Annotated in this window: 24 protein-coding genes; 10 read left to right on the top strand and 14 right to left on the bottom strand. The window is 71.0% G+C overall.

Annotation, left to right across the window (positions count from 1 at the left end; all coding sequences use genetic code 11):
* Window positions 1–4: 4 nt before the first annotated feature.
* Entirely contained in the window at window positions 5–907 is a 903-nt protein-coding gene (gene mqnP, locus ACZ7G1_RS21945; RefSeq protein WP_470874014.1) for a menaquinone biosynthesis prenyltransferase MqnP, read from the bottom strand.
* Window positions 904–2,355: a menaquinone biosynthesis decarboxylase gene (locus ACZ7G1_RS21940; RefSeq protein WP_470874012.1), complete on the bottom strand. Its 1,452-nt coding sequence runs from the start codon at window positions 2,353–2,355 to the stop codon at window positions 904–906. Before ACZ7G1_RS21940 ends, mqnP begins: the two co-directional genes overlap by 4 nt.
* Before the next feature lie 170 nt (window positions 2,356–2,525).
* Here ACZ7G1_RS21940 and ACZ7G1_RS21935 point away from each other — a divergent pair, with 170 nt between their 5' ends.
* Together ACZ7G1_RS21935 and ACZ7G1_RS21930 are read left to right on the top strand one after the other, a co-directional pair.
* A complete protein-coding gene (locus tag ACZ7G1_RS21935) occupies window positions 2,526–2,921 on the top strand; it encodes a PLD nuclease N-terminal domain-containing protein (RefSeq protein WP_470874010.1) in 396 nt (131 codons plus the stop codon).
* Window positions 2,921–3,811, top strand: a complete 891-nt coding sequence (locus tag ACZ7G1_RS21930; protein WP_470874009.1) for a LysR family transcriptional regulator — start codon at window positions 2,921–2,923, stop codon at window positions 3,809–3,811. Before ACZ7G1_RS21935 ends, ACZ7G1_RS21930 begins: the two co-directional genes overlap by 1 nt.
* Here the strand turns inward: ACZ7G1_RS21930 and ACZ7G1_RS21925 are convergent.
* Window positions 3,708–4,643, bottom strand: coding sequence for a DMT family transporter (locus ACZ7G1_RS21925; RefSeq protein WP_470874007.1), 936 nt, complete (start codon window positions 4,641–4,643; stop codon window positions 3,708–3,710). The genes ACZ7G1_RS21930 and ACZ7G1_RS21925 overlap by 104 nt on opposite strands.
* Window positions 4,644–4,770: 127 nt before the next feature.
* On the opposite strand from ACZ7G1_RS21925, the gene ACZ7G1_RS21920 reads away from it, so the two are divergent.
* Entirely contained in the window at window positions 4,771–5,409 is a 639-nt protein-coding gene (locus ACZ7G1_RS21920) for a flavodoxin family protein (protein ID WP_470874005.1), read from the top strand.
* On the opposite strand, the gene ACZ7G1_RS21915 is transcribed toward ACZ7G1_RS21920, so the two are convergent.
* Window positions 5,370–6,248 (bottom strand): helix-turn-helix transcriptional regulator, encoded by an 879-nt coding sequence (locus ACZ7G1_RS21915; RefSeq protein WP_470874004.1) that lies wholly within the window; start codon window positions 6,246–6,248, stop codon window positions 5,370–5,372. The genes ACZ7G1_RS21920 and ACZ7G1_RS21915 overlap by 40 nt on opposite strands.
* Window positions 6,249–6,426: 178 nt before the next feature.
* On the opposite strand from ACZ7G1_RS21915, the gene ACZ7G1_RS21910 reads away from it, so the two are divergent.
* From ACZ7G1_RS21910 to ACZ7G1_RS21890, 5 genes are all read left to right on the top strand, one after another.
* A complete protein-coding gene (locus tag ACZ7G1_RS21910) occupies window positions 6,427–7,203 on the top strand; it encodes an SDR family oxidoreductase (protein ID WP_470874002.1) in 777 nt (258 codons plus the stop codon).
* Window positions 7,204–7,284: 81 nt separating this feature from the next.
* Window positions 7,285–7,737 carry a nucleoside deaminase gene (locus ACZ7G1_RS21905; RefSeq protein WP_470874000.1) on the top strand — a complete coding sequence of 151 codons (453 nt, stop codon included), beginning with the start codon at window positions 7,285–7,287 and terminating at the stop codon, window positions 7,735–7,737.
* Window positions 7,730–8,650, top strand: a complete 921-nt coding sequence (locus ACZ7G1_RS21900) for an isopenicillin N synthase family dioxygenase (protein ID WP_470873998.1) — start codon at window positions 7,730–7,732, stop codon at window positions 8,648–8,650. Before ACZ7G1_RS21905 ends, ACZ7G1_RS21900 begins: the two co-directional genes overlap by 8 nt.
* A gap of 89 nt (window positions 8,651–8,739) precedes the next feature.
* Window positions 8,740–10,803: a hypothetical protein gene (locus ACZ7G1_RS21895; RefSeq protein ID WP_470873996.1), complete on the top strand. Its 2,064-nt coding sequence runs from the start codon at window positions 8,740–8,742 to the stop codon at window positions 10,801–10,803.
* A 4-nt stretch (window positions 10,804–10,807) separates the two neighbouring features.
* Window positions 10,808–12,343 carry a hypothetical protein gene (locus tag ACZ7G1_RS21890; RefSeq protein ID WP_470873995.1) on the top strand — a complete coding sequence of 512 codons (1,536 nt, stop codon included), beginning with the start codon at window positions 10,808–10,810 and terminating at the stop codon, window positions 12,341–12,343.
* Window positions 12,344–12,373: 30 nt separating this feature from the next.
* Here ACZ7G1_RS21890 and ACZ7G1_RS21885 read toward each other — a convergent pair whose 3' ends face one another.
* The 8 genes from ACZ7G1_RS21885 to hemL all read right to left on the bottom strand — a co-directional run bounded on the left by ACZ7G1_RS21885 (window position 12,374) and on the right by hemL (window position 20,751).
* A complete protein-coding gene (locus ACZ7G1_RS21885) occupies window positions 12,374–12,910 on the bottom strand; it encodes an SRPBCC domain-containing protein (RefSeq protein WP_470873994.1) in 537 nt (178 codons plus the stop codon).
* Window positions 12,911–12,970: 60 nt separating this feature from the next.
* Entirely contained in the window at window positions 12,971–14,050 is a 1,080-nt protein-coding gene (gene ccsB, locus ACZ7G1_RS21880; RefSeq protein WP_470873992.1) for a c-type cytochrome biogenesis protein CcsB, read from the bottom strand.
* Complete coding sequence (gene resB / locus ACZ7G1_RS21875; RefSeq protein WP_470873990.1) at window positions 14,047–15,750, bottom strand: cytochrome c biogenesis protein ResB; 1,704 nt, start codon at window positions 15,748–15,750, stop codon at window positions 14,047–14,049. Before resB ends, ccsB begins: the two co-directional genes overlap by 4 nt.
* Window positions 15,751–15,755: 5 nt before the next feature.
* Window positions 15,756–16,493, bottom strand: coding sequence for a cytochrome c biogenesis CcdA family protein (locus ACZ7G1_RS21870; protein ID WP_470873988.1), 738 nt, complete (start codon window positions 16,491–16,493; stop codon window positions 15,756–15,758).
* A gap of 4 nt (window positions 16,494–16,497) precedes the next feature.
* The gene (locus ACZ7G1_RS21865) at window positions 16,498–17,115 is read right to left on the bottom strand and encodes a TlpA family protein disulfide reductase (RefSeq protein WP_470873986.1); all 618 of its coding nucleotides are present in this window, start codon (window positions 17,113–17,115) and stop codon (window positions 16,498–16,500) included.
* 77 nt (window positions 17,116–17,192) lie between these two features.
* Window positions 17,193–18,461 carry a polysaccharide deacetylase family protein gene (locus ACZ7G1_RS21860; RefSeq protein ID WP_470873984.1) on the bottom strand — a complete coding sequence of 423 codons (1,269 nt, stop codon included), beginning with the start codon at window positions 18,459–18,461 and terminating at the stop codon, window positions 17,193–17,195.
* A gap of 251 nt (window positions 18,462–18,712) precedes the next feature.
* Window positions 18,713–19,408: a histidine phosphatase family protein gene (locus tag ACZ7G1_RS21855; RefSeq protein ID WP_470873982.1), complete on the bottom strand. Its 696-nt coding sequence runs from the start codon at window positions 19,406–19,408 to the stop codon at window positions 18,713–18,715.
* On the bottom strand, window positions 19,405–20,751 hold the full coding sequence (gene hemL, locus ACZ7G1_RS21850; protein ID WP_470874392.1) for a glutamate-1-semialdehyde 2,1-aminomutase: 1,347 nt from the start codon (window positions 20,749–20,751) through the stop codon (window positions 19,405–19,407). Before hemL ends, ACZ7G1_RS21855 begins: the two co-directional genes overlap by 4 nt.
* Window positions 20,752–20,982: 231 nt before the next feature.
* On the opposite strand from hemL, the gene ACZ7G1_RS21845 reads away from it, so the two are divergent.
* Complete coding sequence (locus ACZ7G1_RS21845; RefSeq protein ID WP_470873980.1) at window positions 20,983–21,585, top strand: hypothetical protein; 603 nt, start codon at window positions 20,983–20,985, stop codon at window positions 21,583–21,585.
* Between the two features lie 35 nt (window positions 21,586–21,620).
* Here ACZ7G1_RS21845 and ACZ7G1_RS21840 read toward each other — a convergent pair whose 3' ends face one another.
* The gene (locus ACZ7G1_RS21840) at window positions 21,621–23,561 is read right to left on the bottom strand and encodes an APC family permease (protein WP_470873979.1); all 1,941 of its coding nucleotides are present in this window, start codon (window positions 23,559–23,561) and stop codon (window positions 21,621–21,623) included.
* Between the two features lie 121 nt (window positions 23,562–23,682).
* On the opposite strand from ACZ7G1_RS21840, the gene ACZ7G1_RS21835 reads away from it, so the two are divergent.
* Entirely contained in the window at window positions 23,683–24,099 is a 417-nt protein-coding gene (locus tag ACZ7G1_RS21835) for a MerR family transcriptional regulator (protein ID WP_470874390.1), read from the top strand.
* Window positions 24,100–24,132: 33 nt separating this feature from the next.
* Here ACZ7G1_RS21835 and ACZ7G1_RS21830 read toward each other — a convergent pair whose 3' ends face one another.
* Window positions 24,133–25,032 carry an ABC transporter substrate-binding protein gene (locus tag ACZ7G1_RS21830; RefSeq protein ID WP_470873977.1) on the bottom strand — a complete coding sequence of 300 codons (900 nt, stop codon included), beginning with the start codon at window positions 25,030–25,032 and terminating at the stop codon, window positions 24,133–24,135.
* Between the last annotated feature and the right edge of the window lie 53 nt (window positions 25,033–25,085).

Raw genomic sequence — 25,085 nt, 5'->3', positions numbered from 1 at the left:
GGTCCTAGAGCGTCAGCCCCCGGACCAGCAGGTCCAGCAGCGCGCAGACGAACAGGCTGATCCCGATGAAACCGTTCGTCGTGAAGAACGCCCTGTTCAGACGCGACAGGTCATGCGGCTTCACGATCGAGTGCTCGTACCCGAAGGCCGCCACCACGATCACCAGACCGACCCAGAAGAACAGCCCCGCGTCCGTCGCCAGCGCGTACCAGACCAGCAGCCCCGTCGTCACGACCGCCGAACCGCGGGCCCCCCACAGCGCCGCCGGCACCCCGAAGCGGGCCGGCACCGACATCACGCCGTGCGCCCGGTCCGCCTGCACGTCCTGACAGGCGAAGATCAGGTCGAAGCCGCCGATCCACACGCCCACCGCGAGGCCCAGGATCACCGCGTCCCACGACCACTCGCCGGTCACCGCGAGCCAGGCCCCGATCGGCCCGATCGCCTGCGCGAGCCCGAGGATCGCGTGCGGGAAGTTCGTGAACCGCTTGCCGTACGGGTACACGACCATCGGGATCACCGCGAGCGGCGCCAGCGCCAGACACAGCGGGTTGAGCAGCGCCGCCGCGCCGAGGAACACGACGACCGCGATCCCCGCCCCGACCCACGCCGAGCGCACCGACACCGCGCCGGTCACCAGCTCGCGGTTGGCCGTCCGCGGGTTCCGCGCGTCGATCTCCCGGTCGATGATCCGGTTGCACGCCATCGCGAAGGTCCGCAGCCCCACCATGCACACCGTCACCAGGAACAGCGTCCACCAGTGGACGTTCCGGTCCAGCTGGAACATGGCGGTCAGCGCCGCGATGTACGCGAAGGGCAGCGCGAAGACCGAGTGCTCGATCATCACGAGCCGCAGGAACGCCTTCGTACGCCCCGGCTGGGCGCCCGGCACGGCAGCCGTGGTCACAGCCCGTACTCCTTCCAGCGGCGGTCCACCAGGGCCGCCGTCGCCGGGTCGGACTCCACCATGTCCGGCCAGCCGCCGTCCCGGGTGTAGCCCTCCTCGGGCAGCTTCTTCGTGGCGTCGATACCGGCCTTGCCGCCCCAGAACTGCTGGTAGGAGGCGTGGTCGAGATGGTCGACGGGCCCTTCGACGACCGTCAGGTCCCGCGCGTAGTCGGTGTTGCCCAGCGCCCGCCAGGACACCTCGTGCAGATCGTGCACGTCGCAGTCCTTGTCGACCACGATGATCAGCTTGGTCAGCGACATCATGTGGGCGCCCCAGATGGCGTGCATGACCTTCTGCGCGTGCTTCGGGTACTTCTTGTCGATCGAGACGATCGCGCAGTTGTGGAAGCCGCCCGACTCCGGCAGGTGGTAGTCCACGATGTCCGGCACGATGATCTTCAGCAGCGGCAGGAAGAACCGCTCCGTCGCCCGCCCGAGCGGCCCGTCCTCGGTCGGCGGCCGGCCGACCACGATCGACTGGAGCAGCGGACGCTTCCGCATCGTGATGCAGTCGATCTTCAGCGCGGGGAACGGTTCCTGCGGCGTGTAGAAGCCGGTGTGGTCACCGAAGGGCCCCTCCGGCAGCATCTCGCCGGGCTCGAGCCAGCCCTCGACGACGACCTCGGCGTTCGCCGGGACCTGGAGCGGAACGGTCTTGCAGTCGACCATCTCGATCCGCTTGCCCTGCACGAAGCCGGCGAACAGGTACTCGTCGATGTCACCCGGCAGCGGCGCCGTCGAGGCGTACGTGACGGCCGGCGGGCAGCCGAAGGCGATCGCGACCGGCAGCCGCTCGCCCTTCGCCGCCGCGACGGCGTAGTGGTTCCGGCTGTCCTTGTGGATCTGCCAGTGCATGCCGATGGTGCGCTTGTCGTGCCGCTGGAGCCGGTAAAGACCCAGGTTCCGCACACCGGTCTCCGGGTGCTTGGTGTGGGTGAGCCCCAGGTTGAAGAAGGAGCCGCCGTCCTTCGGCCAGGTGAACAGCGCCGGAAGCAGGTCGAGGTCGACGTCGTCGCCGGTGAGCACGACCTCCTGCACCGGGGCGTCCTTCACCTTCTTCGGCGGCACGTGGACCATCGAGCCGAGCTTCCCGAAGGCCTCGCGCACGCCCACGAAACCGTGCGGAAGCTCGGGCTTCAGCAGCCCGCCGATCTTCTCGCTGATCTCGCCGTACGACTTCAGGCCCAGCGCCTTCAGGAGCCGCCGGTCCGTACCGAAGACGTTCATCGCGAGCGGCATGGCGGAGCCCTTGACGTTCTCGAAGAGAAGCGCCGGACCTCCCGCCTTGTTCACCCGGTCGACGATCTCCCCGACCTCCAGGTACGGGTCGACTTCGGCCTTGATGCGCTTGAGGTCGCCCTCACGCTCCAGGGCCCTGAGCAGCGAGCGGAGATCGTCGTAAGCCATGGCGCCAAGTATCCCCGAGCACCGCCCGCGCTCCCGCCCCGGGGCCCGGCGGGTCCCCCGGGAGCCCCGACGCCGTCCCCCGGTGGGGCGCGGCCGCCACGGGCTAGGCTTGGACCGTCACCGGGGCCGTGTCGCCGTGCCCCGCCGCTGCTTCCAGGGGGCTGTCCCACATGCTCAGGGCACTGATGTACATCCTGCCGCTGGCGCTGACGATCTACGCCTTCATCGACTGCCTCAACACCCCCGAGGACGAGGCCAAGCACCTGCCCAAGGTCGTCTGGGTCATCATCATCCTGCTCTTCTGGATCGTCGGCCCCATCGTCTGGTTCGCCGCCGGCAAGATGCGCCGCGCCCCCGCCGGCGGCCGCACCCCCTCCGAGTGGCACCGCAACCACCGCCACGAGTGGGTCGCCCCCGACGACAACCCCGAGTTCCTCAAGTCCCTCCGCGAGGAGAACAAGAAGGACGAGTCCCTCCTCAAGGACTGGGAGGCCGACCTCCGCCGCCGCGAGGAAGAGCTGAAGAAGCGCGAACAGGGTGGCGACGGCAAGGACAGCGACAGCTGATGGAGCTCCGGCTCCTGGCCACCTTCGAGAAGGTCGCCGACGTCCTCTCCTTCACCCGCGCCGCCGCCGAGCTCGGCTACGCCCAGTCCAGCGTCACCGGCCAGATCCGCTCCCTGGAGTCCTCCCTCGGCGTCGAGCTCTTCGAGCGCCTCGGCAGCCGCATCCGCCTCACCGAAGCCGGCGAGCGGCTCCTCCCGTACGCCCGCCGCATGGCCGACCTCGCCGAGGAGGCCCGGGCGGCCGTCGCCGTCACCGAGGAACCCTCGGGCCCGATCTCCGTCGGCACCATGGAGTCCCTCACCTCCTACCGGCTGCCCCCGCTCCTCGAGTACTTCCACCACCGCTACCCCAAGGTGCGGCTCACCCTCCGCCCCACCCTCGGCGACGAGACCCGCCAGGCCCTCCGCCAGGGCACCTACGACGTCGGCTTCCTCATGGAACCCGACACCGACCACGAGGGCCTGGAGTCCGAGGTCCTCGCCCCCGAACCCCTCGTCCTCGTCTCCGCCCCCGGCCACCCCCTCGCCGCCCGCACCTCCCTGACCAGCGCCGACCTCGCCGACGCCCAACTGGTCGGCACCGAACCCGGCTGCCCCTACCGCGACCTCTTCGAGCGAGAGCTTCGCGAGTGGGCCCCGCCCTTCATGGAATTCGGCACCATCGAGGCCACCAAGCGCGGAGTCGCCTCCGGCCTCGGCGTCGCCCTCCTCCCCCAGGTCACCGTCTCCGAGGAACTGGCCTCCGGCACCCTGGTCCCCCTCCCCTGGCAAGCCCCCTTCACCCTCTTCACCCAGCTCGCGTGGCGGCGGGGGAAGCGGCTTCCCCCACATGTCCGCCTGTTCGTCGACCAGGCACGGCGCCTCGTGTCCGAGCAGACCCCGCCAGCGTGACCTTCAGGCTCGCCAGCACGATCAACGGCACCCCCAGCGCCTGCACGAGCCCGATGTGGTGCCCGTACACCGCCCAGTCGACACCCATCGCCACCGCCGGGTAGGTGAACGCCAGCACCGCGATCTTTGCCGTCGGCAGCTTCGCGTACGCCGCGTACATCAGCACGTACATCAGCCCCGTATGAATCAACCCCAGGCCCACCAGCCACACCCACCCGCCCCCGAGCCCGGCCATCGCACCGAAGTCCGTGAACGGCAGCAGCAGCGGCATCCCCACCACCACCTGCACCAACGCGATCAGATGCGGCCGCACCCCGGTGATCCGCTTCGTCACGAACGTCGACAGCGCGTACAGCACCGCCGCCGCCAGCGCGAACCCGATCCCCTTCAGCGACGCCGTGTCCCCCGGCCTCACCCCGGACACCAGCACCAGCCCCACGAACGCGACGACCAGCCACCCCAGCTTCCCGCCCGGGATCCGCTCCCTCGCGAAGACCGCCCCGAGCAGCACCAGGAAGAACGGCTGCGTGTGGTAGACGACCGTCGCCAGCGAGATCGAACTCGCCTCGTACGCCTCGAACAAGAACACCCAGTTGAAGACGATGAACACCCCGCCCAGGGCAGCCATCCCCAGCTTCCTCCCGGTGAACCCGTGCCCGGTGAAGAACCCCCGCGCCAGCGAGTACGCCCCCAGCGCCAGCGCCCCGAACAAGCACCGGAAGAACACCACCTCGAACGGCGACGCCCCCGACTCGACGACGAACACCCCCAACGTGCCCGACAGCACCATCGCCAGCGTCAGCTCAACGGTTCCCCTGCTCTCATTCCTCATGCCGACGACGCTACGAGCGGGCCCACCCGCCGGTCCACGAGCCAGTGCACCGTCCTCCCGATGACCCCGATCGGCCCCGCCGATGCCCCCCGGAATACCCCCGAAGTCCCGCCAGTTGGCACCGAACATGACCGCCGACGAAACCCCCGCTCACGACCGCCCGAACCGCTCCTTCCTCTTCGTCCTCGGCAGCTCCCGCCCCGACGGCAACTCCGAACTCCTCGCCCGCACCGCCGCCGCCCACCTCCCCGCGGACATCCCCCAACGCTGGATAGACCTGAACGAGCTCCCGCTCCCCGACTTCCAGGACGGCCGCCACGAGTCCGCCGACCGCAAGCCCCACGACGTGGAGGAACTGCTCCGCCAGGCCACGATCGACGCCACCGACATCGTCATCGTCTCCCCCCTGTACTGGTACAGCCTCTCCGCCCAGACCAAGCGCTACCTCGACTACTGGTCAGGCTGGCTGAACGTCCCCGACTCCGACTTCGCCCAGCGCATGGCCGGCGGCACCCTCTGGGGCGTCACCGCCATGGCCCACGACGAACACGAAGTCGCCGACGGCCTCGTCACCGGCCTCAACCACTCCGCCGCCTACCTCCACATGCACTTCGGCGGCGTCCTCACCGGCACAGCCTCCCGACCCGGCCGCATCCGAGCCGACGAACAAGCCATGATCCGCGCCAAGACCTTCTTCCAGAACCCGACCCCCCTCGCCCGCTTCCCTTACGAGGAGGAGGCAGTGGTGGGTGCCGGGGCGGCGTAGGCGTTCCAGCTGGCCAGGATCTGCAGGGCCTGTGCGGTTTCGGAGCCTGGTTCGACGTTGTAGACGCAGAGGGTCTGTTCCGGGTCGCCGGGTGCCTGGAAGGACTCGTAGGAGAAGTGCAGGTCTCCGACGAGGGGGTGGTGGTAGCGCTTGGCGCCATGGGTGCGGCGCAATACCCGGTGATCGTTCCACCAGACGGTGAACTCGGCGCAGGACAAAGTGAGTTCGCCGACGAGATCGGCGAGCTGCCGGTCGTCGGGGTAGCGACCTGCTTCCAGTCGGAGGATGGCCACCGTCTCCGAGGCGATCCGTTCCCAGTCACCCACGCGCTCGCGGGCCTGAGGGTCGAGGAGGTAGTAGCGCGCCAGGTTCCGGCGGGTGGCGGGCAGGGCGTCGAAGTCGGTGAGGACGGCCCTGGCGAGCCGGTTGGAGGCGAGCACGTCGGTGCGCCGGCCCAGGATGAAGGCCGGTACGTGGCCGAGGGTCTCCAGCATCAGGTGCAGGCCCGGCCGGACCCGCTGGGCCCTGGCCGGCGCGCGGCGCGCGGTCTTGGTGCCGGTGCCGGACCGCAGGAGGTCGGTGAGGTGCTCGCGTTCGGTCTCGTCCAGCCGTAGCGCGCGGGCGATCGCTTCCACGACCTCGGTGGAGGGGTTGCCCGCCCTCCCTTGCTCCATGCGCGTGTAGTACTCGGTGCTGACGCCGGCCAGGCGGGCCGTCTCGTCCCTGCGCAGGCCGGGCACGCGGCGGACCCGCCCGTCAGAGGGCAGCCCGGCCTCTTCCGGAGTGATACGCGCGCGCCGTGAGCGCAGAAAGCCGGAGATTTCCTTCGTGCGGTCCATGGCTCCAGTGTGAACACGTCAGCGGTGGGGTGTCCGCTCCAGGGTGGCCCTGCGGGTACCTGTCAGGGCAGGGCCAGTCGTGGCGTCCTGAGGGGCTTGTCCGGGTGGTGTGCTGGGTGTGCGGCCGAAAGAGCGGCCCGCGATCGCACTCTCCCTCTCCCCTTGGAAGGTACGCATCATGTCCACGAACACCCTGTCCCTGCCTCTGACCGGTCGCATCGCGGTCGTCACCGGCGCCTCCAGCGGCATCGGAGAGGCGTCCGCCGAGCAACTGGCTTCCCTGGGTGCCCGCGTCGTCGTCCTGGCGCGGCGCGCCGACCGGCTCGCCGACCTCGTCGCCCGCATCGAGGGGAACGGCGGCAGCGCGGTGGCGATCGCCGCCGACGTGACCGACGCCGCCGCCGTGCAGCGCGCCGCCGACCGCGTGGAGGCCGAGTTCGGCGGCGCGGATCTGCTCCTGAACAACGCCGGCGTCATGCTGCCCGCTCCGATCGAGGAGCTGGCGACGGACCAGTGGAGGCAGCAGATCGACCTGAACATCACGGGTCTGATGAACGCGATCGGCGCGTTCACCCCGCAGCTGGTCAAGACCGCCGCCGAGCGCGGTGTGGCCGACCTGATCAACACCTCCTCGATCGCCGCGCAGAACATCTTCCCGAACTTCGCGGTCTACTCCGGCACGAAGGCGTACGTCACCCACCTCTCCCGTCACCTCCGGGCCGAGCTCGGCGCGAAGAACGTGCGCGTCTCGGCGGTCGAACCGGGCATCGTCGGCACCGAACTGCAGAGCCACGTCACCGACCAGGGCGCCCGGGACTGGCTGGACGGCTCCAGGCAGACCATGGAGTGGCTCACGGCGCAGGACATCGCACAGACCGTCGGCTTCATCGCCACGCTGCCGCCGCGGGTGAACCTCCAGCAGGTCACCATCATGCCCACTGGCCAGGCCAGCTGACCGGCGGTCCAACGGCGCGGGCGAACCCGTCCGCCGTTCCCCGGGTGATATCCGACCACCCCACCGGGGAAGGCTCCCCGCATGGACCAGGAACAAGCCCGCCAGTGGCTCGCCACCGCCCTAGCCGAAGCCCGATCCGGGCTCGCCGAGGGCGGGATTCCGATCGGGGCCGCGCTGTACGGGGCGGACGGCACGTTGCTCGGGCGCGGGCACAATCGGCGGGTACAGGACGGGGACCCGTCGACGCACGCGGAGACGGCGGCGTTCCGGGCCGCCGGGCGGCAGCGCTCGTACCGCGGTACGACGATGGTGACGACGCTCTCGCCGTGCTGGTACTGCTCGGGGTTGGTGAGGCAGTTCGGGATCTCGCGGGTCGTCGTCGGCGAGGCGGAGACGTTCCACGGCGGACACGAGTGGCTGACCGAGCACGGGGTGGAGGTCGTGTTGCTCGACGATTCGGAGTGCGTCGCGCTGATGAAGGAGTTCATCGACGAGAACCCCGCTCTGTGGAACGAGGACATCGGCGATGAGTGAAGCACGCACCGAAGCCACCCTCCCCACCATCGACCTCGGCCGCGACCCGGCCCCCCAGCTCCCCGCCGTCGACCGGGCCCTGCGCGAGGCCGGGTTTCTGCTGGTCACCGGGCACGGGGTGGATCCGGGGCTGCGGGCGGAGATCCGGACCACCGCCCGCCGTTTCTTCCACCTCCCCGCCGCTACCAAGGAGGCGTACGCCGTACGGGTCGGGGGGCGCGGATGGCTCGGGCCCGGGGCGGAGGCGAACGGGTACGCGGAGGGGACGGCGACCCCTCCCGACCTGAAGGAGTCGCTGTCCTTCGCGGCGGAGGAACGGACCGGGGACCCGGCCGTCGACGCCGAGTGGTTCCTGCCGAACACCTGGCCCGCCGAGGTCCCGGAGCTGAAGCCCCTCGTCGAGACGTACCTGGCGGAGATGAAGGCGCTGGCGGACCGGGTGCTCGACCTGCTGGGGGAGGCGCTGGGCGAGGAGCGGGACTTCTTCACGCGGCACACGGGGCATCCGACGTTCGGGTTCAACGTGAACTGGTATCCGGGGCGGGAGCGGACGGGGGAGCCGGAGCCGGGGCAGTTCAGGATCGGGCCGCACACGGACTTCGGGACGGTGACGGTGCTGGACCGGGAGGCGGGGAAGGGCGGGTTGCAGGTGTTCACGGACGCCGGGGGGTGGCAGGACGCGCCGTACGACCCCGCCGCGTTCACCGTCAACATCGGCGATCTGATGGCGGGTTGGACCGGTGGACGGTGGCGTTCGGGGCGGCACCGGGTGTTGCCGCCACCGGCGGACGCGCCCGCCGAGGAGCTGATGTCGCTGGTGTACTTCTACGAGTGCACGCCGGGGACGACGATCCACGGCATCGAGTCGCACGCGTATCTGCGGGCGCAGCTGGACGCCATCGCCACGGAGTGACAACTCCTGCACAACAGAGTCGACAAGCTGACCGCTTTCCCAACACACCCTGGATATCCTTGAGTTGACTGTGACGGGGGTGGCGGTTCGTGGACAGAGAGCTGTACGGCCGCGAAGCGGTCCTGCAGGACGGGGGGCTCGTCGCGCGGCTCGTCGGGCTCACCCGGAAGGGCGCCGCGCGGGTGGCGTACGAGCACGGGGACGATCCGCCGGTGACGGTGTTCACGGGTGGGCGCGGGATGGGGAAGACCGCGCTGCTCAAGGAGGTCAGGAACGGGTACCGGGGGTTCACGCCGCTGGCGCTGCTCGACTGCGCGCGGGTGGAGCCGCCGGCGGATCACGGGCCCGGGTGGACGCCGGTGACGGGGGCGCTCGCGGAGCTGGCGGTGCAGCTGGCGCCGAGGGGGACGGTCGTCCGGGCGGTGCAGTTCCCGCGGCTGTCGCTGGGTCTGGTGGCGGTGGCGTCGCTGGCCTGGTCGCAGGAGGACGACGAGCGGGCGAGGCGTGACCTCCAGCGGCTCGGGCCGCTGCTCGCGACGGTCGACGCGACGCGGGGCGCCGCCACGAACTGGGTGGGGAAGGTGCTGTCCAAGCTGGCCGCCACGTTCGCCGACGCCGCCGCCCCGCTGGCCGGGCTGCTGGCCGAGGCGACCGTGGAGACCGTCCTGGAGGAGGTGTTCAGCCGCTTCCAGCGGACGTCGGAGAGCTGGTACGGCGGGTACCGCAACGCGGGCGGGCGCGGAAAGGCGGGGCTTCAGCAGCTGGCGATCGACTTCGAGCAGGGCGGGGAGCGAAGACGGGAGGCGGAGGCGTTCCTCGTGGGCGCCCTGGTCGAGGACCTGTTCCGCGCCTACACCGGGATCCGGCAGCGCGGTACCCGCATCGGCCGTCCGCTGCTCCTTCTCGACAACGCCCACGAGCCGGTAGGCAGGCAGCTCGTCGAGCCGGTCCTGCGGGCGCGGGCCGAAGGCCGGCGCGACCGGGTCGTGGTGCTCGCCTCCTCCCGGGACCGCGAGTACCAGGCGATGCGGCACGCGACCCGCACCCGGCTGCCGGAGACGGCGCACCGGGCGCCCTGTCCGCGCGGGACGAGCATCGGTTCCGGCATCCTCGCCGTGGAGCTGACCCCGCTGTCGGCGGCGCAGACCCGGTCCGTGTTCGACCGGCACGATCCGGCGGGGCGGACGCCGCCGGAGCTGGCCCGGGCGGTGCACCGGCTGACCGGCGGGCGGCCGCTGGGGGTGGCGCTGCTCGGGCGGGCGGCCGGGGAGGCGCCGGCTGCGCTGCGGGCGACGCTGACGCCCGGCGCGCTGCTGGACCTGACGGTGGAGCTGCGGGAGGACAGTCCGCCGGTGCCGGTCGCGCCGGCGCTGCTCGCCGAGCTGCTGCCCGTACCCCGGCAGGAGCCGTACGCGGTGCTGGCCGCGACGCACGACGAGGAGTCGGCGCGGATGCTGGCGCACGCGCGGCTGCAGGGGGAGTCGCTGGACGGGGACGTGGCGCTGCGGGTGCGGGACCGGCTGCGGGCGGAGAACTGGCCCGAGGGGCCGGGGCACTTCGTCGCGGACCCGCTGCTGCGGGCGCTGCTGCTGCACCGGCTGCGCTTCCAGGACGGGGATCATCCGAGGTACGCGGCCTGGCGGGCGGTCCACGAGACGCTGCACCGGCATTACGGGCCGGAGCCGGGGCCGTACCGGCTGCGTCACGACCTGGCGCTGGGGCGGACGGAGCTCGCGGTGACCCAGCTGCGGCTGTCGTTCGCCGGTCCGGACGTCCTCGGCTGGCTCGGCCGGCTCCGGTTCGTCGCGGCGGCGCCGTACCCGCGCGAGAGGCACCACACGGGGCCGGATCCGCGCCGCGCGGTCGCCCTCGGGCAGGGTCCGGCCGTCCCGCCGCCCGCCGGTCTTGACGCCGACGCCACCGAACTCCATTTGTCCGTACGGCGGTTGCTGCACGCCGTATGGTTGCTCACCGATCCGCTGGCGCTGCCCGACGAGGAGGTGGCCGAACGTCTCGCGCACGAGCTGCGCCGGCTGTCCGGCCGTCATCTGACGGGCAGCGGTCCGCTGTGGGACGCGGCCACCCACTGGCCGCGCGACATCCGCTCCTGGCGGGAGCTGTCGCTTCCGCCGGGCAGCGAGGACGGAGTCTGACGCCATGCTCGAATGGCTGCGCCGCCACCTGTACTGGACACCCCGCCAGAAGCTGTTCACCTGGACCGTCGTCTCCGCCCTCGTCATCGGCGTGGGCGGTTACGTGGGCGTCCGGATCGCACAACCGGAGAACCGTTCCTGTGCGGACGGCGTCGAACGCCCCGCCGGCAGTGACGAGTGCGTGGGCGTCAACGGCGACGGCTTCGACTTCCGCGTCGCCGACCTGACCGAGGTCGCCGCCGCCATCGGCCGCGAGAACGCCACGCTCACGGAGGGCGAGTACGCCACCGTCGCCGTCCTCCTGCCGCTGACGTCGAGCGACGCGGGCATGCGGACCAAGGTGCTGCACGAGGTCCAGGGCGCGTACGCCTACCAGTTCCGCGCCAACCACGCGTCCAACAGCGAGACCCCCAAGATCCGGCTGGTCCTCGCCAACACCGGCAAGGGCAACGCCCACTGGCGCGCCACCGTCGACCGTCTCACCGCGATGACGGGGGCGCCGCACCGGCTGCGGGCCGTGTCCGGCGTCGCCACCTCCTCCACCGAGGTACGGGAGGCGGTGGCCGCCCTCACCGGCGGCGGGATCGCCGTCGTCGGCACCACGATCACCGCCGACGACATCGCCAACGGCCCCGCCGCCCCCGACCGCTACCCCGGCCTGGCCCGGGTCTCCCCCACCAACAGCGACGAGGCCAAGGCCCTCGCGCACTTCGGCCGGGTCGACGCCGCCAAGGCGCTCCTCGTCCAGGACACCCGCGGCGGCGACCACTACACCGACACCCTCAAGGCGGCCTTCGCCGCCTCCCTCAAGGGCGCCCCCTACGAGCCGCAGCTCTTCACCTCGCCGGCGGACCCCACCGAGGAGGGCACCACCGCCAACACCTTCCGCCAGATCACTCATCTGATCTGCGACACCCGCGCCGAGACGGTCTTCTTCGCGGGCCGCCACACCCAGCTGCGCCAGTTCATCAACGCGCTCGGCGCCCGCGGCTGCACCGACCGCGCCTTCACCATCCTCACCGGCGACGAGGGCTCCTACCTCGGCGCCGACAAGCTGCTCGACCGCGACGCCCTGAAGGCCAGGCTCACCGTCCGGTACGCGTCCCTCGCGCACCCCGACGCCTGGAAGCCCGCCCCGGGGCGCCCGATCCCGGCGACGGGCGGCTCGGCCGTCGCGTACGCGACCTTCGTCACCGACATCGCCCGCGCCTCGAAGAAGCCGGTGGCGCTCGCGGACGGTCAGGCGATCGTCGCCTACGACGCGATGGCGACCGCCGTCCACGCCATCCGCCAGGCCACCCCGCAGGGCGCCCGGTTCCCCGAGCTCGAAGACGTCGTCACCCAGTGGCCGCAGGTCAAGGGCTCGCTCCGGGTCCAGGGCGCGGGCGGCTGGATCTGCCTCGACAACTACGGCAACCCGTACAACAAGGCCGTCCCGATCGTCGAGCTCGCCCTCGACGGCAGCCAGCGCTTCGTCGCGATCGCCTGGCCCGAGGGCGCACCGCCCACCACCGCCTGCCTCCCCCCGAAGAAGGGATGACGCTCCCGGGAAGGCCCTGTTCCGGGGGCCCTACGGCACCCACTGCGGCCAGGCCGCCTCGTCCCGCTCGTACAGGTCCCGCAGGTGCTGCCACCGCTCGGCGGTCCAGCCCCGCCAGTCGGTGGGCCGGCCGTCAAGGGCGGCGGCGAGCCGCTCGAAGTGGTCGTGCCAGCCGGCGAGGCAGTCGAGCCGGTACTCGCGCGAGCCGCGCAGCTCGTTGGTGAAACGCAGAACGGTCGACCCGCGCCCCCCGGCCCCGGATCCCGGTTCCAGATGGAACCGCATCCGTCCGTGGGTGCTCGGATCGACCGTGTACTCGGCGACGTAGTCGGGGTCCCAGGCGGTCACCCGCCCCGAGACCTCCGTCTCGCTGTTGAGCCAGCGGAGCGTGACGCGCCCGTCGAGCCGGGGCTCCAGCGGGTCCGCCTCGCAGAGCCAGGCCGGCAGGCCTTCGGGCGAGGCGACGGCCGCCCAGACCACCGGCACGGGGTGCGGGAGGTCCAGTACGAACCGCAGCAGGTGGGTGTCGCCGTGGGTCTCGCTCCTGCCCCGGGGTATCTCGCTCATACCTCAAGCGTCACCCCGGGGCGGGCCCGGTGCGAGCCGGACGAGCCCCCGGGGACGGGCTCAGACGCCCGCGTACGAGTGCTTGCTGCTGACGAAGATGTTGACGCCGTAGTAGTTGAACAGGAAGCAGGCGAAGGCGATGAGCGCGATGTACGCGGCCTTCCGCCCCTTCCAGCCGGCCGTCGCGCGCGCGTGCAGGTACGCGGCGTAACCGACCCAGGTGATGAAGGACCAGACCTCCTTGGCGTCCCAGCCCCAGTAGCGGCCCCACGCGTCGCCGGCCCAGATGGCGCCCGCGATGATCGTGAAGGTCCAGAGCGGGAAGACCGCCGCGTTGACCCGGTACGAGAACTTGTCGAGCGAGGCCGCCGAGGGCAGCCGCTCCATGACCGAGCGGGCGAAGGAGCCCGGGTCGCCGCCGGTCGCGAGCTTGTTCTCGTACGAGTCCCGGAAGAGGTACAGCAGGGTGCCGACGGCGCCGATGTAGAAGACCGCGCCGCAGAAGATCGCGGTGGAGACGTGGATCCACAGCCAGTACGAGTCGAGCGCCGGGACCAGCTGGTCGCTGGGGGTCTTCAGCCAGGTGGTGGCCATGCCCAGGTCGAGCAGGACGGTGGTCACCAGCGGCAGACCGATCCAGCGGACGTTCTTCTTGGCGACCAGGAAGCCGAGGTACGCGCCGACCGCCACCGTGGAGAAGGTGGTGGAGAACTCGTACATGTTGCCCCAGGGGGCCCGCTGCACGGAGAGCGCGCGGGCGACCACGCCCGAGGCCTCGACCAGGAAGGCCAGGACGGTCAGCGAGATCGCGATCCGGCCGTACAGGTCGCCCTTGACCGTGCCGCCCGCCGCGCCGGGGCCGTCCGGCACGTCCCGGGTGCCGGCCGCGGACCGCGTGACGACCTGCGGCTTGTCGAGCACGGCGGTGCCGCCGGCCTTCTTGACCCGCACGGTCACGGCCGGGGCCGCGGCCTTCTGCGCGGTGAGCGCGGCGGCGGTGCGGCCGACCTTGCTGCGGCTGCCGAACACCCACTCGGCGATGTGGGCGAAGAAGGCCAGGGTGTAGACGGCCATCGAGGAGTAGATGAGCAGGTCGCTCATCCGCGCCAGGCTCTCGTTGGTCGTGGCGGCGAGGATCACTTGTCGGCCTCTCCAGAAGGGGCAGGGTCTTCTGCGGGTTCTTCCGCGGGTTCCGGTACGGAGCTGGGCGGGGCCTGCGCGGTGAGCGCGACCGCGAGGTCGCCGAGCTCCTCCGGCAGCCTGGCGGACTCGCTGCGGCCGAGGCCGGCCATCTCGACGACGGTCACGCCGTCCTCACCGCGGACGGCCCGGACCCAGACCCGGCGCCGCTGGATGAAGAGCGAACCGGTGAGCCCGGCGATCGCGGCGATCGCGCCGGCGAGCGCGAGGCCGTTGCCCGGCTGCTGCGAGATCTGGAAGCTCGCCCACTCCTTGATGTCCTTCTCGAAGGTGATCGAGCCGGCGCCGTCGGGCAGCGTCATCGTCTCACCGGGGAGCATGCGCTGCGCGACCCCGGTGCCCTTGTCGATCTTGAACTGCTTCATCTTGGTCGTGTTGAGCTGGTACACGTTCTGCGGCAGACCGGAGTTCACGCGCAGGTCGCCGTGGTAGCCGGTGAGCGCCATGACGGGGAAGTCGAGCGCGGGGAACTGCGAGAACATCGTGCCGCTGCCGGCGCCCGCGAAGGTCGGCACGAAGAGCGCGGTGAAGCCGAGCTGCTCCTTCTTGCCGTTCTTGTCGCGGTAGCCGTCCATGACCTTGATGGCGCCGGTCGAGGTGATGTTGTTGTCGATGGGCAGCATCGGCACGGCGCCGTGGAAGACGGTCTTGCCGCGGCCGTCCTTGACGGTGATGACCGGCGCGTAGCCGTGGGCGATCAGATAGACCTTGGAGTCGCCGACCTTCAGCGGCTCGTTGACCCGGATGACGGCCTTCTTGTCGGTGCCGCCGTCCTCGGAGTAGGTGACGTCCGCCTCGAAGGTGCGCGGGGTGCCGCGCTGCGGGCCGCCCTTCTCGTACGTGCCGTTGAAGGAGTTCAGGGTGAAGCTGAACGGTTCCAGTTCCTCGGTGCCGAACTGGGAGCCGGACTTGAAGTCGTCGTACTGGGTGAGCGTGTTGGAGAAGCCGTCGCCCTCGACGATCAGCTTGCCGCCCTCGGACTTGAAGAGCTGGCCCCAGGCGAAGGCGGTCAGCATCACGATCAGGGCGATGTGGAAGAGCAGGTTCCCGGCCTCGCGGAGGTAGCCCTTCTCGGCGGCGACCGCGTCGCCCGCGGTGTGGGCGCGGAAGCGGCGGCCCTTGAGGACGGTGAGCGCCGCCTCGCGGACCCGCTCGGGCTCGGCGTCGGTGCGCCAGGTGGTGTACGCGGGGAGCCGGGTGAGGCGCTTGGGGGCGCCCGGCGGGCGGCTGCGGAGCTGGCCGACGAACTGCCAGGTGCGGGGCACGATGCAGCCGATGAGGGAGACGAACAGCAGGATGTAGATCGCGGAGAACCACACCGAGCTGTAGACGTCGAAGAACTGGAGCTTCTCGTACAGCGGCGTCAGGGTGGGGTGGGCCTCCTTGAAGGTGGCCACCTTCAGCTCGTCCGCGCTGGTCTGCGGGACGAGGGAGCCGGGGACGGCGCCCAGGGAGAGCATGAAGAGCAGGATCAGCGCGACCCGCATGGAGGTCAGCTGGCGCCAGAACCAGCGGATCCAGCCGACGACCCCGAGCGTGGGTCCGCCGACGACGGTCTCTTCCAGCGGGGCGGTCGACAGCTGGGCGCCGGCGGCTTCGTCGCCGGTCCGCTCGGACTCCGTCGTATCGGTTGTGCTCATGGAACTCAGATCCCCACCGTGAAACCGTTGGACCAGGTCTGCATCGTGGCGACCATGCTGTCCCACGCCCCTGTGAGGAGCAGGACGCCGGTGACGATCATCATCCCGCCGCCGATCCGCATGACCCATACGTAGTGCTTCTTGACCCAGCTGAACGCGCCCAGCGCCTTGCGGAAGGCGACGGCCGCGAGGACGAACGGTACGCCGAGCCCGAGGCAGTACGCGAAGGCGAGCACCGCGCCGCGGCCGGCGCTCGCCTGGTCGATGGCGAGTGCGTTGACCGAGGCGAGGGTCGGGCCGATGCACGGGGTCCAGCCGATGCCGAAGAGCGCGCCGAGCAGCGGGGCTCCGGCGAGCCCGGCCGCGGGCTTCTTGTGGAAGCGGAACTCGCGCTGGGTGAACCAGGGCATCAGGCCCATGAAGAACACGCCCATGGCGATCATGAGCACGCCGAGGACCGTGGAGAGCGTGTCGCGGTACTCCTGGAGGTTCGTCCCGAAGTAGCCGAAGAGGGCGCCGCCGGAGACGAAGACGGCGGTGAAGCCGAGCACGAAGAGGACGGCCCCGGTGGTCATCCGGCCGCGGCGGCTCTCGGCGAGGTCGGTGCCGGTGACCCCGGTGACGTACGAGAGGTAGCCGGGGACGAGCGGGAGGACGCACGGCGAGAAGAAGGAGACCAGGCCGCCGAGGACCGCGATGGGCAGGGCGAGCAGCAGGGCTCCGCTGGTGACCGTCTCGTTCACGGGCTCACTTCTCCTTGAGAAGGGGCTCGATCATCGACCGGAGCTTCTTCTCGTCGAGCGCCATGAGCGAGCGGGCGGCGATCTTGCCCTCCTTGTCGAGGACGACGGTGGAGGGGATGGCCTGCGGGTTGAGGGTGCCCTTGGGGAAGCCGAAGAGGATCAGCTTGCCCTGCGGGTCGTAGAGGCTGGGGTAGGGCACCCCGTAGTCCTCTTCGAAGGCGAGGGCGGGCTGCTTGTTGGGGTCGCGGGTGTTGAGGCCGACGAATTCGACGTCCTGGCCCTTGAGGTCCGCGGCGACCTTGGCGAAGTGCGGGGCCTCGGCGCGGCAGGGGCCGCACCAGGAGCCCCAGACGTTGAGGACGACGACCTTGCCCTTGAGGCCGGCGACGTCGAGCTGCTTGCCGTCGAGGGTCTCGCCGGCGAGCTTGCCGGTGGCCGAGCGCTCGCCCTTGGCGACGGTGGAGATGCCACCCGTGTTGGTCACGAAGTTGGTGTTGCCACCGCCGCCGGACTTGCCGTTGCTGTCGCCGCCGCAGGCCGAGAGCGTGAGGGCGGCGACGGACAGCATGCCGACGGCGACCAGGGTGCGCCGGGTGCGACGGGGGGCACGGCTAAGGCTCATGTGAAAAGTTTCGCATGGGCGTTTGGGGGATCTTGGGCACCCCCCTACGTGCCCGTAAAGCCCCTTGTCAAGATCGGCTAAGCAGTCGGCGTGGACGTGGCGGGCTTCAGGAAGGTGTTCCATCCGCCGGCGGGCTTCTGGCCGACTTCGAGGGTACGCAGCTGTTCGAGGATCTTGGGGTCCTGGACGTCGAGCCAGTCCACGAACTGCTTAAAGGAGACGAGCCGGACCTCCTTCTTTCCGGCCATTCCCTTCAGCGCGTCCTCGACGGCGTCCATGTAGATGCCGCCGTTCCACTGCTCGAAGTGGTTGCCGATGAAGAAGGGCGCGCGATTCGACTCGTACGCGCGCGTGAAGCCGCCCAGGAGCGCCTCGGTGGCCTGCTTGCGCCAGCCCGGGTAGCGGGAGGGCATGCCCTTGGTGGTGTTCTTCGACTGGTTGGCCAGCATGTTGTAGTCCATGGAGAGGACTTCGAAGGAGTGCCCGGGGAAGGGCACGGCCTGCAGAGGAAGGTCCCAGATGCCCTGGCGCTTCACCGGCCACATCTGGCGGCCGCCGGGCGAGCTGGCGTCGTAGCGCCAGTTGAGGCGCTTGGCGGTGGGGAGCAGGTTGTCCTGGCCGAGGAGGCAGGGGGTGCGGCCGCCGACGAGTTCCTTGGAGTAGTCGAAGGGCAGCGGGTCGAGGTCGGTCCAGCCGCTGTTCGTCTTCCATTCGGTGACGAACTTCATGGCCTGGTCGATCTCGCTCTGCCACTGCGCCGGGGTCCAGTTGCCGACCGATCCGGAGCCGCCGCAGAAGTGCCCGTTGAAGTGCGTGCCGATCTCGTGGCCTTCGAGCCAGGCCTGCCGGACGTACTTCAGGGTGTCCTTGATGTGGCCGTCGGTGAGGTAGCCGATGTCGGAGGCGCCGACGCGGTTGTTCGGCGGGCGGTAGAGGTTCTTCTTCGATTCGGGAAGGAGGTAGATCCCGGAGAGGAAGAACGTCATCGCCGCGTCGTGGTTCTTGGCGAGTTCGAGGAAGCGGGGGAAGAGGCCGTTGCCGACCTCGCCCGCACCGTCCCAGGAGAAGATCACGAACTGGGGCGGGGTCTGGCCGGGTTCGAGCGGGACGGGCGCGTCCGGCTGGTGCGGCTGCTTGCCGGTGTCGGCGGTGGAACCGTCACCGATGAGCCGGGCGTCGTCCTTGGTCGGGGTGGGCGTACCGGGATCCGTCGTGGTGTCGCCCCCCTTACCGGGTCCGGAACGTCCCGGCTTGTCCTGGTTCCCGGTGCTGCATCCGGCGATCCCGAGCGCCGCCGCGGCACCAACCCCCGCCCCGAGAAGGCCCCTTCGACTGATCCCGCGCATGACATCCCCATTCGCGCTGACATATGACCGAAACGTCATCCAAACCGACAATGAGTGAGATGCAGGGCGGAACACGGAGGTTCCGGGAATTAGCACAAAAATTTCAGGGCGGCCGGATGACATGAACATCATCGACCGCCCTGTGGGTGTACCCCTTCCCGGGGTACGTCGTCCAGGGGCTACGCCCTATCCGGCCAAGCTCGCCGGAACAGGCCCTACGCCCTGTCCGGCCTAACTCGCCAGGACAGGCCCTACGCCCCGAACGCCTTCGACTTCCCCTTCACCGGCTTCGCGCCCGCCAGCAGGTGCACCGGGACGAGATCACGCGCCGGCTCGCTGTACCCGACCGAGACGATCTTGTCGCCCTGGTACGTGAACGAGGTCAGCGAGGCCAGCGTGCACTGCCGCCGCCGCGGGTCGTGCCACAGCCGCCGCTTCTCCACGAAACTGCGCACGATCCAGATCGGCAGCTGGTGGCTGACACAGACCGCCTCGTGACCCCGCGCCGCGTCCTTCGCCGCGTCCAGCGCGCCCATCATCCGCACGACCTGCTCGACGTACGGCTCGCCCCACGACGGCCGGAACGGGTTCGTGAGGTGCTTCCAGTTCGCCGGCTTCTTCAGCGCGCCGTCACCGACCCCGAAGGTCTTGCCCTCGAAGACGTTCGCCGCCTCGATCAGCCGCTCGTCGCTCGCCAGGTCGAGACCGTGCGCCTTGGCGACCGGCGTCGCCGTCTCCTGCGCCCGCTCCAGCGGGGAGGAGACGACGTACGTGATGTCCCGGTCGGCCAGGTGCTCGGCGACCCGGTCCGCCATCTGACGGCCGAGCTCGGACAGGTGGTAGCCGGCGCGGCGCCCGTAGAGCACCCCGTCCGGGTTGTGCACCTCTCCGTGCCGCATCAGGTGGACGACGGTGATGTCCTGGTCCCGCGTGCTCGACTCGCTCATGCCGTCGCCTCCGCGGCGGCACGGGCGGCGGCCGGCAGCGCGGCGGCGATCCGCTCGACCGCCCGCTCGTCGTGCGCGGTCGACACGAACCACGACTCGAACGCGGACGGCGGCAGGTACACACCGTCGGCCAGCATCGAGTGGAAGAAGGCGTTGAAGCGGAAGGCCTCCTGCTTCTTCGCGTCGTCGTAGTTCCGCACCTCGTCGGCGGTGAAGAACACCGAGAACATGTTGGACGCGGTCTGCAGCCGGTGCGCCACGCCCTCCTTCGCCAGCGCGCCCGTCACCAGGCCCTGGATCTCCTTCGAGACCGCGTCGACCTTCTCGTACGCCGCCTCGTCCAGCAGCCGCAGCTGCGCAAGGCCCGCGGCCGTCGCCACCGGGTTACCGGACAGCGTGCCCGCCTGGTAGACCGGCCCGGCCGGCGCCAGGTGCCCCATGACGTCGGCGCGGCCACCGAACGCGGCGGCCGGGAAGCCGCCGCCCATGACCTTGCCGAAGGTCATCAGGTCGGGCTTCACGCCGTCGACGCCGTACCAGCCCGCCCGCGAGGTACGGAAACCGGTCATCACCTCGTCCGAGATGTACAGCGCGCCGTTCTCCCGGCACAGGTCCGCCAGGCCCTGGTTGAAGCCCGCCACCGGCGGCACGACGCCCATGTTGCCCGGCGAGGCCTCCGTGATCACACAGGCGATCTCGCCCGGGTGCGCGGCGAACGCGGCCCGCACCGCCTCCAGGTCGTTGTACGGCAGCACGATCGTGTCACCGGCCTGCGCACCGGTCACCCCGGGCGTGTCCGGCAGACCGAAGGTGGCCAGACCGGAACCGGCGGCGGCGAGCAGCGCGTCCACGTGGCCGTGGTAGCAGCCCGCGAACTTCACGACCTTGGCGCGCCCGGTGAACCCGCGGGCGAGCCGGATCGCGGACATCGTCGCCTCCGTGCCGGAGGAGACCAGACGCACCTGCTCGACCGGCTCGATCCGCGCGACGATCTCCTCGCCGAGCGCGACCTCGCCCTCGCCGGGCGTGCCGAACGAGGTGCCACGGGCCACGGCGGCCTGCACCGCGGCGGTGACCTCCGGGTGCGCGTGGCCGAGAATCATCGGCCCCCACGAGCAGACCAGGTCGACGTACTCACGACCGTCCGCGTCGGTGAGGTACGGACCGGAACCGGACACCATGAACCGGGGCGTTCCGCCCACGGCCCGGAAGGCACGCACCGGTGAGTTCACGCCGCCGGGCGTCACGAGGGAAGCGCGGTCGAAAAGCGTCTGTGAGACTGGGGCTTCGTATGAATACGGCACTGTGATCCTGACCTGCGAGAACGACTTCGGGCACGACATCGGGAACGGAGGGACGGTGGTGGACATCCTCTGTATTACGCCGGGACGCTCGCCCTCCGCGTCTGCGAAACTGGGGCGTCATAGGGATGGCTCACGGAATCCATGGTGTCAGAGGCCACGGCGTTCTTGCGGACAGGTGTTTCACCGTACGAACGCGGGGGAGGTCACTGACACGATGATCGGGTTGCGCGGCGGGGTCGTGTTGCCGAGAAAAAGCAGTCGGGTGGAGATATGCATCGCGGTGGCGGACCGGGCGAGGGGACGGACGACCTGGGCCCGGAGTCTGCCCGGCGGGGGCGGCACCGGCGCCGGCGGAGCGAGGACCAGACCGCGTCGGGAGGCCGGCCGAACCCGGACCCCGCTGCGGAATCACCCCCCGCGACCGGAGGCCGGAGCTTGGGGGTGACGTACAAGTACTTCGGCGCGCCCGACGGCGCCACCGCCGCCCGCGTCCCCATCTCGATGCGTCCGGAGGAGCTCGGCGGGGACGAGCTCGGCATGGGCGGCATGTTCACCAAGATCAAGCCCGAGACGATAGCGGCCATGGTCCTCACCGGCATCCAGGGCATGCCCCTGCACAAGGTGCCGCCCCTTGAGCTGGTCGTCCTCCACCCCGACTACGCCGTCGTCAAGCTCCCGATGACCGTCGTCGACCCCCTCCGCGGGATCGGCGAGGAGTCCGTCGGCGCCGCCGCCTTCATCTGGTCCACCGTCCCCGACCGCGGCGGCCCCCGCGACGCCTTCGACGTCTACCAGCTCCTCCACGAATGGCAGGACTTCTCCGTCCGCCTCCACGAGGCCGGCCACCAGCCGTACTGCCTGGTCTGGCCATGAGGCCCGGCCCTGAGGCCGTCCGGGGCTGAGGCCGACTACCGGCCCGCGGTCGTCTCCGCGCGCTCGCGGGCGGAGGCGAGCCGGTAGGGCACGTCGATGACGACGACGTTCCGCACGAACAGCAGGTGGCCCTTGAGCCGCAGGGCGCTCTGGTTGTGCAGCGGCTGCTCCCACCAGTGCCCCACCACGTACTCGGGGATGACCACCGAGACCACCGAATCCCCCGTCCGCTCGGGCGCGTCCTTGATGTGCCGCAGGACCGGCTGCACGACCGAGCGGTACGGCGAATCGAGCACCCGCAGCGGTACGTCGATGCCGTGGGCCTCCCAGGCCGCCCGCAGCACCTCCGCCTCGGCCGGGTCCTCCGCGACGGTGACGGCCGTGAGCGAGTCGGGCCGCAGGGTCCGCGCGTACGACAGCGCCCGGAGGCTCGGCGCGTTCACCGAGGCCACCAGGACGAGGACGTGGTTCCCGGCGAGGGTGCGGGGCCGCGCCCCGGGACCGACGGCGACCTCCGCCGCGACCGTGTCGTAGTGCCGCCGCACCCCCTTCATCCCGGCGTAGAGCAGCGGCATCGCGAGGACCACGAGCCAGGCCCCGTGGGTGAACTTGGTGACCAGGACGATGACCAGGACCACCGCGGTCAGGCACGCGCCGAACGCGTTGATCGCGAGGCTGCGCCGGATGCGGTGCCGGCCCGCGGCCCCCTCCGGCGTGGCGAGTTCTCGCCGCCAGTGCTTGACCATGCCCGCCTGGGAAAGGGTGAAGGAGACGAAGACGCCGATGATGTACAGCTGGATGAGGCGGGTCAGCTGCGCGTCGAAGGCCACGATCAGGGTGATGGCGGCGAGCGCGAGGAGGACGATGCCGTTCGAGTAGACGAGCCGGTCGCCCCGGTGGACGAGCTGGCGGGGCGCGTAGCGGTCGCGCCCGAGGACGGAGGCGAGCATCGGGAAGCCGTTGAAGGCGGTGTTCGCCGCCAGGATCAGGACGCCCGCGGTGACGGCCTGGAGCGCGTAGAAGAGGACGTGCCAGTCGCCGAAGGTGGCCCGCCCGATCTGCGCGAGCGCGGTGGACATCGGCGTGCCCGGCGCGAGGCCGAGCTCGGTGGGGTCCGCGGCCACATGCACCTCGTAGACCATGGCGAGCACGGTGATCCCGAAGAACATGGCGGCCGACAGCCCGCCCATGATCGCCAGCGTCATGGCCGCGTTGCGGCTCTTGGGCTTCGCGAACGCCGGTACGCCGTTGCTGACCGCCTCCACCCCGGTCAGCGCCGTACAGCCCGAGGCGAAGGCCCGCAGGGCGAGCAGCACGAGCGCGAGCCCCGAGTAGACGGAGACCTCCTTCACGGGCAGCGCGGCGGACTCGGCCCGGATCGTCGCCCCCGTCCCCATCCGCACCGCCGCCACCGCGAACATCAGGAAGACGACCGCGATGAAGGCGTACGTGGGGATCGCGAACCAGCGCCCCGACTCGCGCACCCCGCGCAGGTTCAGCCAGGTGAGCACCACCACGAAGAACACCGACATGGCCACCGCGTGCCCGTCCAGCGACGGCACGGCCGAGGTGAGCGCGGCGACCCCGGAGACGACCGACACGGACACGGTCATCACGTAGTCGATGAGCAGCGCGGACGCGGCGGTCAGCGCCGCCCGCTCGCCCAGGTTCTCGGCCGAGACGACATAGGCCCCGCCGCCACCCGGATAGGCGTAGCAGGTCTGCCGGTAGGAGGCGACGACGACGAGCAGCAGGATCACGATCCCGACCGCCGCGTACCAGGCCAGATGGAGGACTGCGAGCCCGCCGAGGGCGAGGACCAGCAGGATCTCCTCGGTGGCGTACGCGACCGAGGACAGCGGGTCGCTGCAGAAGACCGGCAGCGCCACCCGCTTGGGAAGCAGCGTCTCCCCGAGCCGTCCGCTGTCCAACGGACGACCTACGAGCAGGCGTTTCGCCACACCCTTTGCTCTCATAAGTGCTGAAGTTAGGACGAATGGTATGTAATGCACGGAAGCCGCGCCCTAGGGGGAGCCGTACGCCCCGAGGGAGCCCGTACGAGGAGGACCACGCGTGAGCGGAGCCCGAGGAATGCGCCTGGCCGGCGAACCCATGCAGATCGGCGAGGTCGCCGCACGCACAGAACTGTCCCTGCGGACCATCCGCCAGTACGAGGACAGCGGCCTCGTCGTCCCCTCCGCCGCCTCCCCCGGCGGCTTCCCCCTCTACACCGACGCCGACGTCTCCCGGCTCATGGTGGTCCGCCGCATGAAGCCCCTCGGCTTCACCCTCGACGAGACCCGCGAACTCCTCACCGCCGTCGACCGCCTCACCGCCGACCGCCCCGGCACCGACACCGAGCTCGACCCCGCCGAGCGCGCCGCCCTCACCGCCCGTGTCCGCCGCTACGAACAGGCCGCCGCCGAACGCGTCGCCGAACTCCGCGCCCAACTCGCCCGCGCCGAGGAGTTCGCCCACTCCCTGCGCACCCGCCTGACACCGACGCCGGCCTGACAGCCACCCGAGGCCCCCCGAGGCGGCCCCCGCTCAGTCCGTGAGCGCCCGCGCCAGATCGTGGAAGAAACGCGCGTACGCGGCCGGGCTCGGCGGGGTCTCCGGGTTCCACGGAGTGAGGCGCGCCCCCACCGGCACCTCGTACGGCGGCGTGGCGTTCCCCCTGCTGTCGAAGAGGACCAGACCAGGCCCCAACTCCACGACCCGCCCCCAGTCGGCGGTGAGCCAGTTCGCCCCGGGCCCCGGCCCGGGATCGATCAGCCGCACCCCCAGCTCCGCCAGCCGCGCCAGCTCGGGCCACGCCTGCGACCGCGCCAGATGCACCTGCTCCGGCCCCGCCCCGGACAGCGCGAGCACCGTAAGCCCACCCCGCCGCGCCGCGTCCCGGACCACCTCCTCGGAGGCGGCCAGAGTCTCCGCGGCCCCGGGCGCTTCGGCGGGGGCGGCGGGGTTCTGTGCGGCGCCGGGCGCTCCGGCGGGGGCGGCCGCTTCGGCCGGGGTGGCGGCCTCCAGGGACGCGGCCAGCGCGCCGAAGCGGTCGAGGATCGCCCCGAGGGGCAGCTCGCCGCCGACGGAGAGCGCGACGAGCGGCACGCCGAGCCGCTCGGCCACCGCCTCGTCCAGCGCGTACGGACTCTTCCCGTCGTACGTGACGTCCACGATCACGTCCGGCCGCAGCTCCCGCAGCAGCGCCTCGTCCAGGACCCGGCCGGGGCCGAGATACGGGACCCCGGCCGCGGCGAGCCCTCCCGCCTTGGCCGGGTCGATCGCCTCGCCGTCGTGCCCGGAGCCGTAGACGGCGACCGGCGTCACCCCCAGGTCGAGCAGGCCCGCGCCGGCCCTCACGTACGCGACCACCCGCCGTGGCACACGGGCCGCCCCCACCTCCGTACCTCTGTCGTCCGTGAATCCCCATGCCTGCGTTCCGGACATGCGGCAGCTCCCTCCCCGGCCGGAATCTCCCTCTCCCGCCACCTTGAAGCGGT

It is taken from the genome of Streptomyces sp. NPDC037273 (assembly GCF_055603625.1).
The sequence above is the reverse complement of the archived record's forward strand: the minus strand, read 5'-3'. Positions and strand labels throughout refer to the sequence as shown.